General features: G+C 36.4%; 14 protein-coding genes. 3 read left to right on the plus strand and 11 right to left on the minus strand.

What is annotated here, in order from left to right; translation table 11 throughout:
* Window positions 1-58 precede the first annotated feature (58 nt).
* Window positions 59-1,051 carry a tRNA dihydrouridine synthase DusB gene (gene dusB, locus HX004_RS04300; protein WP_286441081.1) on the plus strand — a complete coding sequence of 331 codons (993 nt, stop codon included), beginning with the start codon at window positions 59-61 and terminating at the stop codon, window positions 1,049-1,051.
* Between the two features lie 344 nt (window positions 1,052-1,395).
* Here dusB and HX004_RS04305 read toward each other — a convergent pair whose 3' ends face one another.
* From HX004_RS04305 to HX004_RS04315, 3 genes are all read right to left on the minus strand, one after another.
* Complete coding sequence (locus HX004_RS04305) at window positions 1,396-2,223, minus strand: mechanosensitive ion channel family protein (RefSeq protein ID WP_286441082.1); 828 nt, start codon at window positions 2,221-2,223, stop codon at window positions 1,396-1,398.
* A gap of 25 nt (window positions 2,224-2,248) precedes the next feature.
* Window positions 2,249-3,448 carry a C1 family peptidase gene (locus HX004_RS04310; RefSeq protein ID WP_286441083.1) on the minus strand — a complete coding sequence of 400 codons (1,200 nt, stop codon included), beginning with the start codon at window positions 3,446-3,448 and terminating at the stop codon, window positions 2,249-2,251.
* Window positions 3,449-3,633: 185 nt separating this feature from the next.
* On the minus strand, window positions 3,634-5,535 hold the full coding sequence (locus HX004_RS04315) for a S9 family peptidase (RefSeq protein ID WP_286441084.1): 1,902 nt from the start codon (window positions 5,533-5,535) through the stop codon (window positions 3,634-3,636).
* Window positions 5,536-5,820: 285 nt separating this feature from the next.
* Between HX004_RS04315 and HX004_RS04320 the strand changes: the two genes are divergently transcribed.
* Together HX004_RS04320 and HX004_RS04325 are read left to right on the plus strand one after the other, a co-directional pair.
* Window positions 5,821-7,068 (plus strand): dicarboxylate/amino acid:cation symporter, encoded by a 1,248-nt coding sequence (locus tag HX004_RS04320; RefSeq protein ID WP_286441086.1) that lies wholly within the window; start codon window positions 5,821-5,823, stop codon window positions 7,066-7,068.
* Window positions 7,069-7,101: 33 nt separating this feature from the next.
* Complete coding sequence (locus HX004_RS04325) at window positions 7,102-7,794, plus strand: DedA family protein (RefSeq protein WP_286441088.1); 693 nt, start codon at window positions 7,102-7,104, stop codon at window positions 7,792-7,794.
* A gap of 69 nt (window positions 7,795-7,863) precedes the next feature.
* Here HX004_RS04325 and HX004_RS04330 read toward each other — a convergent pair whose 3' ends face one another.
* The 8 genes from HX004_RS04330 to HX004_RS04365 all read right to left on the minus strand — a co-directional run bounded on the left by HX004_RS04330 (window position 7,864) and on the right by HX004_RS04365 (window position 17,838).
* Window positions 7,864-8,202, minus strand: coding sequence for a 2Fe-2S iron-sulfur cluster-binding family protein (locus tag HX004_RS04330; RefSeq protein ID WP_286441089.1), 339 nt, complete (start codon window positions 8,200-8,202; stop codon window positions 7,864-7,866).
* A 2-nt stretch (window positions 8,203-8,204) separates the two neighbouring features.
* Window positions 8,205-9,257 carry an NAD(P)/FAD-dependent oxidoreductase gene (locus tag HX004_RS04335; RefSeq protein ID WP_286441091.1) on the minus strand — a complete coding sequence of 351 codons (1,053 nt, stop codon included), beginning with the start codon at window positions 9,255-9,257 and terminating at the stop codon, window positions 8,205-8,207.
* Between the two features lie 110 nt (window positions 9,258-9,367).
* Window positions 9,368-9,607, minus strand: coding sequence for a NifU family protein (locus tag HX004_RS04340; protein WP_002987908.1), 240 nt, complete (start codon window positions 9,605-9,607; stop codon window positions 9,368-9,370).
* A 22-nt stretch (window positions 9,608-9,629) separates the two neighbouring features.
* Window positions 9,630-10,760: an Mrp/NBP35 family ATP-binding protein gene (locus HX004_RS04345; RefSeq protein WP_286441093.1), complete on the minus strand. Its 1,131-nt coding sequence runs from the start codon at window positions 10,758-10,760 to the stop codon at window positions 9,630-9,632.
* Between the two features lie 117 nt (window positions 10,761-10,877).
* Window positions 10,878-12,173 carry a TolC family protein gene (locus HX004_RS04350; RefSeq protein WP_286441095.1) on the minus strand — a complete coding sequence of 432 codons (1,296 nt, stop codon included), beginning with the start codon at window positions 12,171-12,173 and terminating at the stop codon, window positions 10,878-10,880.
* Complete coding sequence (locus HX004_RS04355) at window positions 12,166-14,592, minus strand: ABC transporter permease (protein ID WP_286441096.1); 2,427 nt, start codon at window positions 14,590-14,592, stop codon at window positions 12,166-12,168. Before HX004_RS04355 ends, HX004_RS04350 begins: the two co-directional genes overlap by 8 nt.
* 10 nt (window positions 14,593-14,602) lie before the next feature.
* The gene (locus HX004_RS04360; protein ID WP_286441097.1) at window positions 14,603-15,412 is read right to left on the minus strand and encodes a GIN domain-containing protein; all 810 of its coding nucleotides are present in this window, start codon (window positions 15,410-15,412) and stop codon (window positions 14,603-14,605) included.
* Window positions 15,413-15,429: 17 nt separating this feature from the next.
* Window positions 15,430-17,838 carry an ABC transporter permease gene (locus HX004_RS04365; protein WP_286441098.1) on the minus strand — a complete coding sequence of 803 codons (2,409 nt, stop codon included), beginning with the start codon at window positions 17,836-17,838 and terminating at the stop codon, window positions 15,430-15,432.

The following is a 17,838-nucleotide window of genomic DNA, read 5'->3' on the forward strand; positions in this document are numbered from 1 at the left end:
GTTCTAAAAGGTAAAAAAATAAAATATTGTACTTTTGCTGGAAATTTCGAAAACGATTATGATTAAAATTGGCAATATAGAACTACCTGATCATCCGCTTCTTTTGGCTCCTATGGAAGATGTGAGTGATCCTCCTTTCCGCCGTCTGTGTAAAAAACACGGAGCGGATTTGATGTATTCAGAGTTTATTTCCTCAGAGGGATTGATTCGCGATGCAATAAAGAGCAAAATGAAGTTGGATATTTTTGATTACGAACGCCCGGTTGGTATTCAAATTTTTGGTGGAGATGAAGAAGCCATGGCGATGTCTGCGCGTATTGTAGAAACGGTTCGCCCTGATTTAGTAGACATTAATTTTGGATGTCCCGTAAAGAAGGTGGTATGCAAAGGAGCTGGTGCTGGCGTATTGAAAGATATCGATTTGATGATTCGCCTAACCAAAGCGGTTGTCAATAGTACTTCTTTGCCTGTAACTGTAAAAACGCGTTTGGGTTGGGATGAAGAATCCATCAATATTGACGAAGTTGCAGAACGCTTACAAGATGTGGGAGTTCAGGCTTTGACGATACACGCGAGAACACGTGCACAGATGTATAAAGGTCATTCGGATTGGACGCATATTGAACGCATCAAAAACAACCCGCGTATTCAAATTCCAATTTTTGGAAATGGAGATATTGACAGTCCACAAAAGGCCTTAGAATACAAAGAGAAATTCGGATTAGACGGGATGATGATCGGAAGAGCAGCTATTGGGTATCCTTGGATTTTTGACGAAATAAAGCATTATTTTGAAACGGGAGAACTACTTGCACCTCCAACGATTGAAGATCGCTTAGAAGCGGCTAAAAACCATTTAATTTGGTCAATGGAATGGAAAGGAGAGCGTTTGGGTATTGTCGAAATGCGTCGCCACTATACCAATTACTTCAAGGGAATTCACGGTTTTAAACCACACCGCCTGAAATTAGTCACTACGGATGATGTAACAGAACTCTTAAACTTGTTTGACCAAATCGCAGAAGAATACCGCGATTATGTGATAGAATAAGAAAGAAGAGAGAGGAAAAGGGAGAGAGGAAAGAGGTGAGATGATGAGAAGTTTGCTCGATTTTTTTTTAGTTAAAACTTACAAAGAATGATGCTTGCAAAACAGGCGATTCTTTTAAAATAAAAAAGACCTCCTGCGAGGTCTTTTTTTATAGCTTTTTGTTGGATGGTGAGGTGATGAAATCTTCGTTTCAAGAAAAGTCTCCTCTTTCCAATTATTATTCAAAATAAAGGGCAAATTACCATTTGACCCTACATATTTTTCCTCTTTCCTCTCTATCTCACCGAATTTATATTTTGTTTTGGTATTCGATGAATCTCCACTGCGTTTCGATTTCTAATAACCTATTTCGTTTTATCTGAAACGATATGCAAATCGCGTTGTGGGAAAGGGATTTCAATATTTGCTTCGTCTAAAGCCACTTTTACAATTTGCTGAATTTCGAATACGGTATTCCAATAATCTGATTTGCCGATCCAAGTACGCACGTTTAAATCAACTGAACTATCGCCTAAACTACTCACAAATACAATTGGTGCAGGATTTTGCAACACCGCTTTGTGTTTAGCCAACGTAGCCAAAATAATGTTTTGAGCTTCTTTGATGTTTTCATTATAACCGATTCCCACCACAAAATCGTGTCTTCTTGAAGTAATTTCAGAATAATTGGTAATCACCGAATTCGCCAAAGGGCCATTGGGACTAAATACTTTTAATCCCGTTGGACCTGTTAACGTTGTATATAATAAATCAATACGTTCTACTGTTCCTTCCGTTCCACTGGGATTAGAGATATAATCACCCACTTTAAATGGTTTAAATAATAAAACTAAAACCCCACCAGCGAAATTCGATAAACTCCCTTGTAGTGCTAAACCTACAGCTAAACCTGCAGAGGCAAAAATCGTTGCGATCCCCGCTACTTGGAATCCCATCGTAGCAGCCACTACAATAAGCAGAATAATATACAATGTTGCTTTTACAACACTTAGTAAAAACCCGCGTAAAGACAATTCTACCTCGCGTTTTTCTAAACGCCTGCGAATCATCTTTAAAATGAGCTTAACCAAATAAGATCCGATTCCCAAGATGACAAAACCCAAAATAATTTTGGGGATTGCATGCCACATGGAATCGAGCATCTGTTCTAATCCTTTTAATAACATTTCCATAGCTTTCTTTTTTTAATTTTCTTTCTTAGATTTTCAATTTCTTTTTCATGTCTTTAGACAAAGCGTCTTTGTGCACCATGAAATCTGTCGTTTTGTACTTTACGTACTCTTTTGACATATACATATATCCTTGGTGATCATTTGAAATCCCCCAAGAGTTTTTCACAATATAAAATTCACGTCCTTTTTGGTCTTTTGCGATTCCAACGATATGCATTCCGTGATCGTCTGTGGTTGAATAATTATCAAACGCCTCTTGACGCATTTCTGCTGTTACTTTACGCTCTGGTTTAGGTCCGTTGAAAATATCTTTGCGTTCTTCCTCATTCATATCTTCCCAATCTTTTTCAGGAACATAAGCGATTCCGTTTTTCCAGCTAAAATATTTCTCACTTACGTCTCCGCCCCAAGCAACAGTATATCCGTTGTTAATAGCCAAGTCGATAATGTCCGTCATTTCGTTCACCTGTACGTTATACACTTGATCAAAAGCCCAGTTATCTGGCACTAATAACACAAATTTATCATAGTATGGATAGTTCATATCCGATCCTATTTCGATATAATCCTCTGGATTAATTCCAATTACCTCACTTGCAAATGTTTTAGGCGTATATTCTTTTCCTTCCCATTTGAATTTTTCAGGAACTTCCCCTAAATACGCATCAATTACAGCGGTATACGCCTTCTCCCAATTTGGCGTTAGTTTTCCATTTGGATTGGAAACTACTGCTTTTAACACCCCTTCTTGGATTGCTGCCATTTCGGCAAATTGGTTCTTTTTTGTCCCGTAGTTTAATCCTGTATACACTTCTTGTGGCACTGCACCATACATGCGGTACATATTCATTACATCGTGAAAAGCGCCACCATCTCCTAGAGTCACAGCACCTTGCATGCGTACATACATTTTCCCTTTTTCAACATAAGCATTACGCGCTGAGTAAATCTGAGAGATTTCTACAGGGCGTTTTCCCATGCGCATCATTTCGGATTCGATGAAAGAATTGGCGGAATAACTCCAACAAGTCCCCGAAGATCCTTGATTTTTAATTGATGTATTTTCAATATCTACAACGGGCTTAAACTGAAAAAGCTCCTTGCTTTTGTCACTTGCATTTAATTTTAACGCATTAACAAGATTGTCTTGTGCTACTGTCGTTGACGCCGTTATAACAGATAAAACCGCCGTCAATACCCATGATTGGATTGTTTTTTTATTCATTGTACTTGTTGTTATAGTCGTAAAGATAAAAAAACATTGGCGAATGACCGTAAATCAATGACGAAAATGGTTTATCGTCTTTTTGGTTTTTTGTCTTTACGTATTTTTAAATTTGTGAAGCTATCGATAAAAAAAAACAGCAATTCAAAATTGAATTGCTGTTTTTGCTTTATTTATCTCGTTAACTATAGTGTTTCTTTCAACCAACGGAAAAATTCACCTTGCCATACTTGTGCGTTTTGCGGTTGTACTACCCAGTGATTTTCTTCTGGTAAATACAAGAATCTACTTTTAATTCCTCTCAACTGTGCTGCTTGGAAAGCTTCTTGTCCTTGTCCGATTGGCACGCGGTAATCTTTCCCTCCTTGGATGATTAAGATAGGCGTATTCCATTTGTCCACATTGTTGATTGGATTAAAGTTTTGAAGTGCATTTTGCACATCTTTATTGTCTTTTTCCCAGTATGCTCCCCCTGTATCAAAATTAGGGAAAAATACTTCTTCTGTTGTTCCATACATACTCACTAGGTCAAATACTCCACAGTGAGAAATAAATGTTTTGAATCGATTTTCGTGAATTCCAGCAAGATAGAATACAGAGTACCCACCATAGCTTGCTCCAATTGCTCCTAAACGTGCGTTATCTACATATTTTTCTTTGGCTACATCATCAATAGCAGCTAAGTAATCTTGCATTGGTTTTCCACCCCAATCCTTGCTAATTGCTTCGTTCCATTCTACTCCATGTCCTGGCATTCCTCTGCGGTTTGGCGCTACGATAATATAACCTTCTGCAGCCATCAATTGGAAGTTCCAACGGAAAGAATAAAACTGAGATAAAGCCGATTGCGGCCCTCCTTGTGCATACAATAATGTTGGGTATTTTTTATTTGGATCAAAGTTCGGTGGATAAACAACCCACGTTACCATGTCTTTACCGTCTACTGTTTTAACAATGCGCTTTTCGCTTTTGCTCAACGCAATTTTCGAATAGATCTCATCGTTTACCTTTGTAATTTGATTCCATGATTTTTTCTTTAAATCATAAGAAAAGATTTCTGTAGCATGATTGAAATCTGTACGAGTCAAAACTACTTTATCTCCGTCAAATCCAACGATTCCCGTAACGTCAAAGTTACCATCTGTCAATTGAACAACAACAGGTGCAATGCGTTTTAATCCAGGGAAGTTTACAACAAATAATTGCACAGTTCCACCAACAGCAGCTACAAAATACACTCTGCTTCCGTCAGGACTCCATTTGTAACTATCAACCGTACCATCCCAATTAGCTGTAAGATTTTGTTCTACCTCTCCCATGCGAACGATGATATCGTTCTTATCTGCCTCATATCCGTCGCGTTTCATTTGCAACCAAGTCAAATGACCTTGCGGAGAATACGTAGGGTGTGTATCATATCCTACATTCTTTTCTGTTAAGTTCTTCGTTTGTTTTGTTGCAAGATTATACTCGTATAAATCTGTATTTGTACTTAAGGCATAATCGGTACCGAATTTCTTTTTAGAAACATACACAATTGATTTTCCATCAGGAGCCCATACATAATCCTCTGAACCACCAAATGGTTTTTGAGGAGCATCATAGGGTTCGTTTTCCATAATGTCAATCTTGTTGTCTTTATTGTCTTTAGCAGCATAGAATACGTGGTTATGTGTACCATCATTCCAAGTATCCCAATGTCTGTAATCCAATCCGTCAAATACATAAGCTTCTGCTTTTTGCATCGTTGGATATAGATCTTTTCCTAAAACGTTGTTGATTTTTACCGCTTCATCAAACACAATGTGTTTCCCATCGGGCGAAATACTTGCATCGCTTACTACATCTTTATAGGTTTCAATTGCCACAGGCTTTCCTCCTGTTAATGGGATTTGATAGGTTTTAGAATCAAAACTATTTTCTTCCATTTTAGCATGAGTCACCTTATAAATAAGATTTTTTCCGTCCTTTGTTATTCCCACAGGACTCACTCTTCCTAATTTCCACAAGAGTTCTTTTGTCATTACATCTTGAGCAAACGTATTCAAACACGCTAAACTCAAGGCAAACAAAACTATTTTTTTCATATTCAGTAGGTTTATTGAGCGGTAAATTTACTGTTTTCTTTTGATTAAAACAGCCGTTTTTTCCCCTAAAACCACGAACAACAAGAGAAGTCTGTACTACAAAATACAGCAAAAATCACAATTTAGCGTATAGATTCACCTCTTTTATCCACATAAAATGTAATAAATCGAAAAAAAACATCAAGATTCATATCAATTAGATTACCATTTGAAGTGTTATTTTTATCTAAAACATAGAATTATTATAAAAATAATAACTATTTTCACGGACAAATTTTTTTACCTATGAAAAACAATAAACTTTTTATTGCTATCATCATCGCCTTAGTTTTAGGTGTTATTTTTGGAAGTATCATTCACTACTCACTTCCCGAATACGTTGCTGGTTTTTCACAAAACATCAAATTACTAGGGACCATCTTTATTCGATTGGTTCAAATGATTATAGCTCCATTAGTTTTCTGTACCCTTGTTGTTGGAATTGCTAAAATGGGCGATATGAAAATGGTTGGTCGAGTGGGAGGAAAAGCAATGGGATGGTTTATTACAGCCTCATTGGTTTCTTTGGGGATTGGATTAGTCTTAGTAAACTGGTTTAAACCAGGGGCTAATGCAAATTTCAATTTAGAAAATACTTCATCAGCGAACGACTTACTAACTAAAACAAATGCATTAAGTCTTCAATCCTTTATTGAACACTTAATTCCCAAAAGTATTTTTGAAGCCTTTGCACACAATGAAATTCTTCAAATTGTTGTATTTGCGGTCTTTTTTGGCGTTGCCTTAGCGAGTATAGGTAAAAAAGGAAAAGTTATCATCAAATTATTCGATCGCATTGCTGAAGTTGTTCTCAAAATGGTAACATACATCATGTGGACAGCTCCTTTAGGGGTTTTAGGGGCCATTGCTAGTGCTGTTGCTTTGTATGGTTTAAGTATCTTCTTAACGTATGCAAAGTATTTATTAGCCTTCGTTTCTGGATTAATCGTGCTTTGGGCGGTTTTAATCTTGGTGGGATACCTAATCCTTGGAAAAGATGTTTGGCGCTTGCTAAAGACAATTAAAGAACCTTTATTAATTGCTTTTTCTACCACAAGTAGTGAAGCTGTTTTTCCGAAATTAGTTGAGCAATTAAACAAATTCGGTTGTTCTCCAAAAATTGTATCCTTTACCTTGCCTTTGGGTTATTCTTTTAACTTAGATGGAAGTATGATGTATCTGACTTTTGCCAGTATTTTTATTGCGCAAATCTACGATGTACCCATGACCATAGGCGATCAAATATTAATGCTATTGGTATTAATGGTAACGAGTAAAGGGGTTGCAGGCGTACCTCGTGCTTCGTTAATTGTTATTGTAGCCACTTGTGCCATGTTTAATATACCACCTGAAGGCATTGCCTTTATCTTGCCAATTGATCACTTCTGTGATATGGGAAGAAGTATGACTAACGTATTGGGAAATGCATTGTCTACTGCTTCTATTGACAAATTTGAAAACAACGATACTAATCCCACACTTACTGAGAATTAAAACAACACGATAAGCACAGAATAAAAACAAACTATGGACGAATTTCACATCTCACAATTAATCAATCCTGAGTTCTACATCAATTTAGAGATTGCCGGACATTCTATTGGAATATACGTTGTACTTTTTATTGTATTTGCCGAAACAGGTTTATTTGCTGGTTTCTTTTTACCAGGAGATAGTTTACTTTTTTTAGCCGGTATTTATAGTACAGCTTTAATGCAAGAAATTTTCCCGATAGAAAGCGACTTTCTAAATGTGGCTCTACTCTCTACATTGGTCGCCTTGGCGGGGATTCTCGGCAACTCCTTTGGCTATTGGTTTGGCGCCAGAAGCGGTAATTACCTCTACAATGTAAAAGACAACTTTATATACAAGAAAAAATACTTATACGAGTCAAAAGTCTTCTTTGAAAGACACGGAGGAAGAGCCATTATCTTTGCGAGATTCTTACCGGTTGTAAGAACTTTTGCTCCAATCATTGCAGGAATTGTTCGCATGGATATCAAACGCTTCATGTTATACAACGTAATCAGTTCGTTCTTATGGGCAACTACTTTGATTTTTGCTGGACATTACCTACAAGTTTGGTTATTGGATAGCTATGGAATCAACTTAAAAGATTATATCGAGTATATTGTCTTAATCTTAGTATTAGCGACTACTTTACCCATCGTTATTAAATTGGCAAAAAGAAAGAAAAGCGATACAACTATCGAAGAATAATAAACAAAAAAGCGACGTAAAAACGTCGCTTTTTTTTTATGATTTAAAAGTGTATTGAAACACTTTGGATTATTCAGCGGGAGCTAATTCTACGATCAACCCTTCAAGCTCAGGAGCAATCCCAATTTGACAACCTAAACGGCTGTTATCCTTGACATTTAATGCCTCCCAAAGCATTGCTTCTTCATCCGGATTCATTTCTGGTAATTCAACTTCGTCTGCGTTGTGTACATAACACTGACAAGAAGCACACATGGCCATCCCACCACAAATACCAATAGTTCCTTCTGGCGCTAATTCAAAGGCACGAACCACTTCCATGATATTCATACTCATATCTGTTGGTGCATCGACTACGTGCTCAACTCCTTCTCTATCAATAATTGTAATTTTAATATCTGCTGACATGATTATTCAATTGATTTAACAACCGCTTTCTCCGCTTCTTTGCGTGTACCATCAAATCCATTAATACCCGAAACTGTTGTATATTTTAATACATATTTCTTACCAGGGTTCAACATGTTATACACACTTTGACACATTAAAGTTGCTTCGTGGAATCCACATAAAATCAACTTCAATTTACCTGGATAAGTATTAATATCCCCAATTGCATAAATACCTGGAATATTCGTTTGATAATCTAATGCGTTATTTACTTTAATTGCATTTTTTTCAATCTCTAATCCCCAGTCTGCGATTGGTCCTAATTTTGGGGTTAACCCAAACAAAGGAATAAAGTAATCGCAAAACACTTCTTCTCGTGTTCCTTCGCGATCCACTACTACCGCTTCTAATTTTGTTGTTCCTTTTAGTTCAACAATTTCCGCTGGTGTAACCAACTTAATTTTCCCTTGATCTTTGAGTGCTTGTACCTTCTCTACAGAATCTAAAGCGCCTCTGAATTCGTTACGTCTATGTACTAAATATACTTCTGCAGCTATATCTGCTAAGTAAATACTCCAATCTAAAGCAGAGTCACCACCACCGGCGATAACAATCTTTTTACCTGCGAACATTTCTGGTTTTTTCACGAAATACTCCACGCCTTTATCTTCATAAAACGCCAAGTTTTCCAATTCTGGTTTACGCGGTTCAAACGAACCTAAACCTCCAGCAATAGCCACCGCTTTTCCGTGGTGTTTTGTTCCTTTATTGGTTGTAACGATAAACGTACCGTCTTCTTGTTTTTCAATTGATTCCGCAACTTCATTTAAGGTAAACCCCGGTTGAAATTGCTTGATTTGCTCCATTAAATTATCGACTAATTCTGCTGCTCCTACGGATGGATATCCTGGGATATCGAAAATAGGCTTTTTCGGATAAAGCTCAGTCAACTGACCTCCTGGTTGAGGCAATCCGTCAATGATATGACATTTAAGCTTTAATAGGCCTGCTTCAAAAACAGCAAATAGACCAGTTGGTCCAGCTCCAATAATAATTATATCGGTTTCAATCATGATGTAGTTCTTTAATACAAAGGTATCCTTTGTAACGTTTATTAAAAATGATAAAAGTCAATCATCTACAAAGACTCTATTTGCTTTAGTAGATAATTGACCTGTTATTTTTATCCAACATTAACTACCGTCTCGATTTCGGGTGCATATTTTTTAATTGTAGTTTCAACCCCTGCACTCAATGTCATTTGATTCACACTGCAAGCTGTACAAGCACCTTCTAAGCGAACTTTCACGTGTTTGTCATCAACTATATCAATTAATGTAATATCTCCTCCATCGGTTTGCAAAAACGGGCGAATCTCGTCTAACGCCTTCATAACGTTTTCTCTGATAGTTTCTGATGCCATATATTTAGTATCTAAAATGGTTTTATTTTTTTCCTACTGCTGAACATCCAGCCATAGTTGTAATTTTGATTGCCTCTGTTGGTGGCAATGAATCGTTGCGCATAACAACTTGTTCTACAACATTTCTGCTGATTTCTTCGAACACTTTTGCGACAATCGTATCTTTTTGTAAAGCCGCTGGGCGACCAAAATCTCCTGCTTCTCTAATACTTTGAACAATGGGAACTTCTCCTAAGAAAGGCACTTGTAAATCTTCTGCTAAGTTTTTAGCTCCGTTTTCTCCAAAGATGTAATATTTGTTATTCGGCAATTCTTCCGGTGTGAAATACGCCATATTTTCAACAATTCCCAATACCGGTACATTGATGCTTTCTGAGTTGAACATCGACACTCCTTTTTTCGCATCTGCTAGCGCAACTGCCTGAGGAGTAGATACCACAACGGCACCTGTTACGGGTAAAGATTGCATGATTGACAAGTGAATATCCCCTGTCCCTGGAGGTAAGTCCAATAGTAAGAAGTCTAGTTCGCCCCAATCAGCATCAAAAATCATTTGATTTAATGCCTTGGCAGCCATAGGTCCCCTCCAGATAATGGCTTGATCTGCCTTAGTAAAGAATCCAATTGATAAAAGCTCTACTCCATAAGACGTAATCGGTTTCATCTTTGAACGTCCATCCACCTCAACCGAGATTGGTTTCGCATTTTCTACGTCAAACATAATCGGCATAGAAGGCCCATAAATATCTGCATCTAAAACCCCAACACTAAAGCCCATATTCGCTAAACTAGCGGCAATATTAGCGGTAACTGTAGATTTTCCAACTCCTCCTTTTCCAGAAGAAATCGCAACGATATTTTTAATACCTGGAATTGCTTTTCCTTTGATTTCTGGTTTTTCAGGAGCTTCAACTTTTATGTTTACTTTTACTTTTGCTTTTTCATACACCTGTTCGTGTATCACTTTCATCACATCGACTTCTGCTCTTTTTTTGATGTGTAAAGCAGGGGTTGATAAAACTAAATCAACAACTACCTCATCTCCAAAGGTCATAACGTTGTTAACTGCCCCACTTTCAACCATATTTTTCCCTTCTCCAGCAATAGAAATGGTCTCTAATGCCTTCAGAATATCTTTTCTATCTAATTTCATTATATGCGATTAGTTTTCAATATTTTACTATAAATCTTGACTTACGCAAATATAGCAGTTATATTTGAAATTTTGATGTTAATATATTCTAAATGCAAATCCCTAGCATACTTGATATTATAGGTGATTTGTAAAATTCAGGGTAGTTTTTTTACTTAAAAAAACGCGTTTTATTTCATTTTGAATTAGGGCAAATTCAGCATTCAACAACTGATTTTTTGCTGCGTTAAAGGAGAAAATATCAGCCTTTCCATTCTCGTATTTTACCTGTGTGGTATGAAAGGATTTTTGAGCTAATTCAATGCTGTTTTTCAATCCTCCGTTCAAGTTTTCAACCTGATTTATTTCTTGTACCAAGCGTTCTTGTTCTTTGGCAATTGCCTGTTCCTTTTCCTTGATTTTCCACGTATTCAGCTGCCTTTCTGCTTTGTTCTTTCGCAATTGCCTTGATACGATTCCTCCCTGAAAAACGGGAATACTAAGTCCCACTCCGATATAGTGACTTTTGTTATCACCAAACTGTTTAGAGAAAGAAGCAACATCCCAATCTAAACTCGTATTAAAGGGTTTGGAATAAAAAGTTCCCCACTGATAATTCCCTGTCAATCGAGGGTAGTTTTTTGCTTTTATCGCCTTTTTTTCAGTCTCTAAAATCACTTGATACAATCGCACTTTTTCGAGCATTGGATTGAACTCATAATCCGAATTAAATCCAACCGATTCCCTTTCAAACACTAGTTCAAAATCGGTCATTCCAACCGTATAAACATCCAATAGATGTAAAAGTTGTAATTTTTGATTACTCAGTTCATTTAGCGTTGTTTGAATATTGAGTTGTTCATTATTAAAAATATACGCTATATCGTATTGATCACTTTGTGGTTTAGCGCCCGCTTCTACTTCTTTGACTACTCGATCCAGATTCAATTGGCTATTTTTCAATTGCAAGGTTTGAAGTTTATAATACTCTTGCGTCCCTATGATCTTAAAAAACAAGTCCAAGACGCGTTGTTGATAATAGTACTTGACTTCTTCTGCTTGTAGCCCTGCATAGGAAGTATTGTTTTTTTTCATTTGACGGTCTACATAATCCGACCAATCAAATAAGCCAATAGACGCATCAACAGCTGTTTGCAAGGATTGGATATTAGAGCTCACTCTCGCATTTGTCATTGGATTAATTGCGGATCCGTAATTAAAGCTTTGAGTGGTGTTAAATCCAACTTGAGGTACGTAATAAGAAGCCACGCTTTGTTGTTGCACTTCAACCACTTGTTTTTCAAGTTGAGCAATCATCAATTCATAACTATTTTCTTCTGCTAAACGCATACAATCATGCAAGGTCCATTTTTCCTGAGCAAAGGAAAACTGCATACAAAGCAAACCAAAAAACAACCCAATAGGCTTATTCATAATTTATATATTTCAATGTGTTTATGCGAGTTGCTTGTATGGATTTCCATAAAACTAATAGCATAGAAAATAGTGTCAATGCCAAAAAAGCTAATAGGAAAGGCCATAAAGACAAATCAATGCGATAGACAAAATCTTCTAACCAAATCTGCATCAAATAGTAAACAGGATAGACAGAAATAAGGAAGCCCAGTATACAATACATCAAAAAACGAACAGATAAATTGACTAAGAGTTTGCTTCTATTTGCCCCCAATACTTTGCGAATAGCAATTTCTTTTAATCGACTTTCAATACTAAAGGAAACAATCGCCATTAAGCCAAACAAAGCAATAAACATCGATACCCCCACCATACATAAAAACAAAGTACGTTGATACAAGGTCTTTTCATAACTTGCTGCAAAATCCCTAGTAGCAAATTCATATTCCATCGGATAGGTAGGCTCTACGCGTTTACTCCAAAAATCCTCTAATTGATTCATTGTATGTTGTACGTTATTCGATTCTATTTTAACGGAGATATTTTCAATAAGTACCGTAAACCAATTTACAGAACTAGGCATAAAATAGGTTACAGGAGGAATTACCTGTGAAAATCCCTCAATTTTCATATCCTTGACAACTCCAATAATCTCAAAATCTCGACCATTCCATCGCATCTTTTTTCCTATAATTCCGTCTGAAAAATTAAAGGTTCTCTTATAGGTTTCATTAACGACAATTTTATTGATACTATCCGAAGCTAACGTACGATCAAAAAATCGACCTTGAATCAACTGACCATCAAACACTTTCAAGAAATCATAACCTACTGGGACGTTTTTACTTTGAACAGAAACTTCATCAATCGTATTATTAGAACTACTTCCATATCCAACTCCCATAAGCATAGAATGGTTTACAACAGCTTTAACTCCTTCTATTTTTTGTAAATCTGCTTCTATTCTTTGGTAGATGCTATTTCGCTGATTATCATCTTTAACCTTAAATCGTATATTGACTACTTGATCACCACTAAATCCCAAATCTTCATGTAAAATATGCTCTACTTGTTTTTGAACAAAAATAGCGGTAGACAAAAAGAAAAAGGCGATAACAAATTGAAAAACCAATAAGGTACTACGCAAACTCATTCCTGATTTACTGCGAATAAAATTGCCTTTCAACACTTTTATTGCATCGAAAGAAACCACAAACAAACTTGGTAAAACTCCTAAAAGGAGATATACTCCCAAAACGATAATCCCGATAATACTCCCTAAGGAAAAAAAATCAGCTTCTATCGCTCGATTAACAAGTACATTAAAATAAGGCATTCCCAATTCGACTAAGACGAGCGCCAAGGCAAAAGACAATAAAGTAGTAATTCCCGCTTCAAACAGCATTTGCCTCATCAACTGATTACGGGTGCTACCAATCGCTTTTCGGATTCCAATTTCTTTTGCGCGTTTAAAGCTCTGTACAAGCGCGAGATTAATTGCATTTACAAGCGCTAACACCAAAAGTAGGAGCGCAGAAAACAACATGATATTCACAATTTTACTTGCAGTAGGTCCAGCTCCTAATCCAGTAGATTTGGGATTTAGATAAACCCCACTTAACTCATTGTAATTAAAGACCAAATAGCCTTTCATTTTTTCTTTTAATTCTACAACAGAAACACCTTCTGCTTTAGCATACAACTGTATAATATCCTTGTAAAATACCTCATGCAATTGCTCTCTTACGTCATCGATAGCAAGACCTTTTTTTAACTTAATGAGCAGCGTATAATTATGATCTCCCCAATTATCCGCTCGATTGTACGCTATTTGAGACTCTGTCAAATATGAGGTTAATCCCTTAAACACAATAGAACTATTTCCTGGTATTTCAAAGACAAATCGAACCGTTAAAACTTTTCCGTTATCTAATTGCACAAGTTTACCTATGGGATTAATACCCACACCAAACAAACGGTCTGCCTCTTTCTTTTCTAAAGCTAAAGCATCTTCATAATTTTGTTGGTAATCCTCTGAACTTCCAAACACCGTTGTAAAAGGAAAAAACGTAAAGAAATTCGCTTGTCGTTCATCAATATCATATAAAAAATCTGCTTTCCCTTCCACTACAACGCTCATTACTTTGGAAGACATATAGCCAAAGTTGTATGATTCAATAAGAGAAGAAGCTTGATCTAATTGGTTGGCAATAGGAGCAGGAAACCAACTTCTGAAATAAGATTCTGTTGTCCCTTCTACTTCATATACTCTATCTTTGTATGGATTCCATTGATCAAAGCTATGTTCATTTTTCCAATAGAAAAGCACAATAATTAGGGCTGCCATTCCTATGGCTAACCCTAAAATATTAAGTGTTGAAAACCAGACATTTTTTTTAAAATGTCGCCAATATAACTTTAACCAATTTGAAACCATACAGCTAATACTATTTTATTTTCTCAATTTTTCCTCCAGACGATTTTTTCACTTCTACCAAAGAAGCTGAACCATACACGGATATTTTCCCCGATGAACTCGCTTTTCCTCTCACTTCATCTGATGCTGTAAATGTCATAACTCCAGATGAACTTGCTTTTCCATCAAGTGTTTTTACCGCGAAATCTCTTGCATCAATCTTACCAGAGCTCGACACCTTTGCCTCTACCGTTTTTGCCGATCCATCTAATTCAATTCTTGCCGAACTACTCGCTGCTAAATCTACTTTGTTTCCTTTTAAATCCAGGTCAACTTTAGCGGATGAACTCACGTCAATTGCCGTACTATTTGCTATTTCAAATTTACCCTCCACCTTTGCCGAAGAGCTCGCCTCAATAACAAGGTTATCTGCTTGCACAAGATTACTGCTAAACTTTGCAGAGCTGCTTGCCGTTATTTTCAAGTCTTTGGTCAATATTTTGTTTTGTACGTTTAAACTTGCAGACGAAGAGACATAAGCTCCTGATAACGTAGGATTACTCACTTGTACGTGAACAGGACTGATTCTTCCTTTAAAAATTCCCGTAGGGGTATCGATAAATACATGTAAAACACCATTTTTTACTTCTGTTTTCACATATTGCATATCATCAGCATCCTCTACGTGTACCTCAACAGATTTACTACCTCCGTATGTGAAGTCCAATTGAATACTTTGTGATACTTTGATTGCTGCAAAGTCTGCAACTTGTCGTTTTTCTTGTTTTTGTGCAAAAACTGTACTTCCTATCAAAAGAAAGATTATCGCTAATTTTTTCATAAGTTATATTGTTAAATTTACTCGTATTTTATATATTCCAATACATTCACTTTTGTTGCTTTATACGCTCTACTCACCACAATAATCAAGGTTAATACTACGATAAGTATAAAGCAAACCACATAGACTCCATATCCAATTTCAATGTGATAGGCATAATCCTTTAACCATTGTTGCAACAGATAATAGCTAGGAAAAAGGGATAAGCCAAAACCAATAACACAGTATATCAAATACTGATACGACAGCTTTCGAATGAGTTCATTCGAATTTGCTCCCAATACACGGCGAATCGCGATTTCTCTCAATTTTGTTCCAATCGTAAAGGAGGATACGGCAAAAAGACCGAAAAGCGCAATAAAAACAACAATATTCCCCAAGCACAATAACACTTGTTTCTGTTGCTGTATTTTATCGAATGTTTGGGCAAATTGTTGATCGACAAATTGATATTCGAAAGGCAATTTTGCTCCTTTATTGAATGTATGCCACACCTGTTCTAAAGCCGGTATCAATGTCTCTAACTGATCAACATCCACCTTCATCTTGACACCGTAAAAATTATTGTCCCCTTCTGAGAATAAACTAAACATCATCGGTTGTACTTCCGATTCGAATCCCCCTGTATGGAAATCGCGAATCAATCCTACAATTTGATAATCGGACAATTGGACATCCTCTATCTTTGTTTCTCCAAGTGTAGCCAACAAACTTTCGTTAATCAACACATTTTGAATACTATCTGTAGCTAAGTTCTGATCTAAAAAGCGACCTTCTTTTAATTGTATCTCCATCATATCAAAATAGTTTCCTTCCACATTTATTTTCATGCTCATAATATTCTGATTCTTATAGGGAAATAGATTAAAAGAAGAACCGCCGCGTTGATCGCCGTATTCCAAACTAGCTACAGCTACTTCTTCAATTCCTTTTATTTTTAAGACTTCTTGCTTGAAGGTCTGGTATTTTTGATATTTGCCTTCACTATCCTCTTCAATTAAGAAGGGAACGCTAATAATTTGATTCCCATTAAACCCAAGATCTTTGGTCGTCATATAGTTCGCTTGTTGGTACACAATATACGTTGCTGAAATAAACCAACAGGCACTCGCAAATTGGATAATTAAAAAAGTATTTTTAATCAAATTTCCTGAACGACTGCGGTGAAAATTTCCTTTTAGCACTTCTAATACACGGTACTTCGAGATATAAAAAGCGGGAATTAAACCGGCAAACAGAATAATCAATCCATAGACCACAACAAATAGGAGAACAAAATCTTGAATGCGCACAGCAATGTTTGTTTGTAAGAATAGATTGGTGAAAGGCAGAATCAAAAAGAGCAAAATCATACTTACAATAAAAGCCAAACAAATCGTAATCGAAGTTTCGAATAAGCTTTGCTTAACAATATCGCGGTTCATTCCGCCTAACACTTTGCGAACTCCAACTTCTTTTGCACGAAAGAGTGCTTGAGAAAGCGATAAATTCACGTAATTAAATAGTGATAATAGCAGTATTAACCAAGATAATCCCAAGATAATATACAGCAGCTTTACATTGGCAATGGGTTCAGGAATATACCCCGCGATTGGTCCATCTTTTTGAAAATGCAACACAGATAGAGGATGTAAATAAGCATTAGAAATAAGCATTCCATCCAAACGTTCTAATAATTCTGCTAGCGTTATATTTGACTTCGCAGCCCAAGGCTCAAAATAATACTTCAAATACAACGCATCGATGGCTTTCGCTGTTTCTTCTGGTTTTGAAGTTTTGATTAGCAAAGATCCTGATATCTGATCCCAACTAGTGGCTTGTTCCTCAGTTAAAAACTGGAAACTGTTAACAACAGCTTCTGGCATAAAACTGCTGCGTTTATCTCCGATGCGATAAACTCCAACCACAGTAAATATTTTGTCCTCAATCTTTACTCCTTCCCCTACTGGGTTTATGCCTTTTCCAAACAATGTTATGGCTTTCTGCTCTTCTAAAACAAGTTCATTTGGCGCTTTAAAGATTTGTTGCTTTGCTCCATAGATAATCTCATAAGGAAAGAAATCAAAGAAGGTTTCATTCGTTGTCAGTATTTTTTCAAATGCAAAAGACTTGCCTTTATATTCTACTGCAAAATCTTGATAGTAACCATATAACAAATAGTCTTCCACAAAAGAATACTCTTCTTTTAGTTTAGCTCCCAAAGCAAAAGGATGACCATTCATCGCCATTTTTTCCCCTTTATTCTCAACAAAGTGAATCGTTTCTTTATTTGCATTCCATTGATCAAACGAATATTCTTCTTTACAATAGAGCGTAGATAGTAATACCGCAGCGATTCCTATCGCTAAACACAAAAGAGTAAGCAAGAAATAAACTTTGTTTTTCTTACTATTATAAACATATATTTTAAACCAATTTTTCAACAT

The sequence above is a fragment of the Myroides sp. 1354 genome (genome assembly GCF_030324495.1).
In the GTDB taxonomy this organism is placed as follows: Bacteria; Bacteroidota; Bacteroidia; order Flavobacteriales; family Flavobacteriaceae; genus Flavobacterium.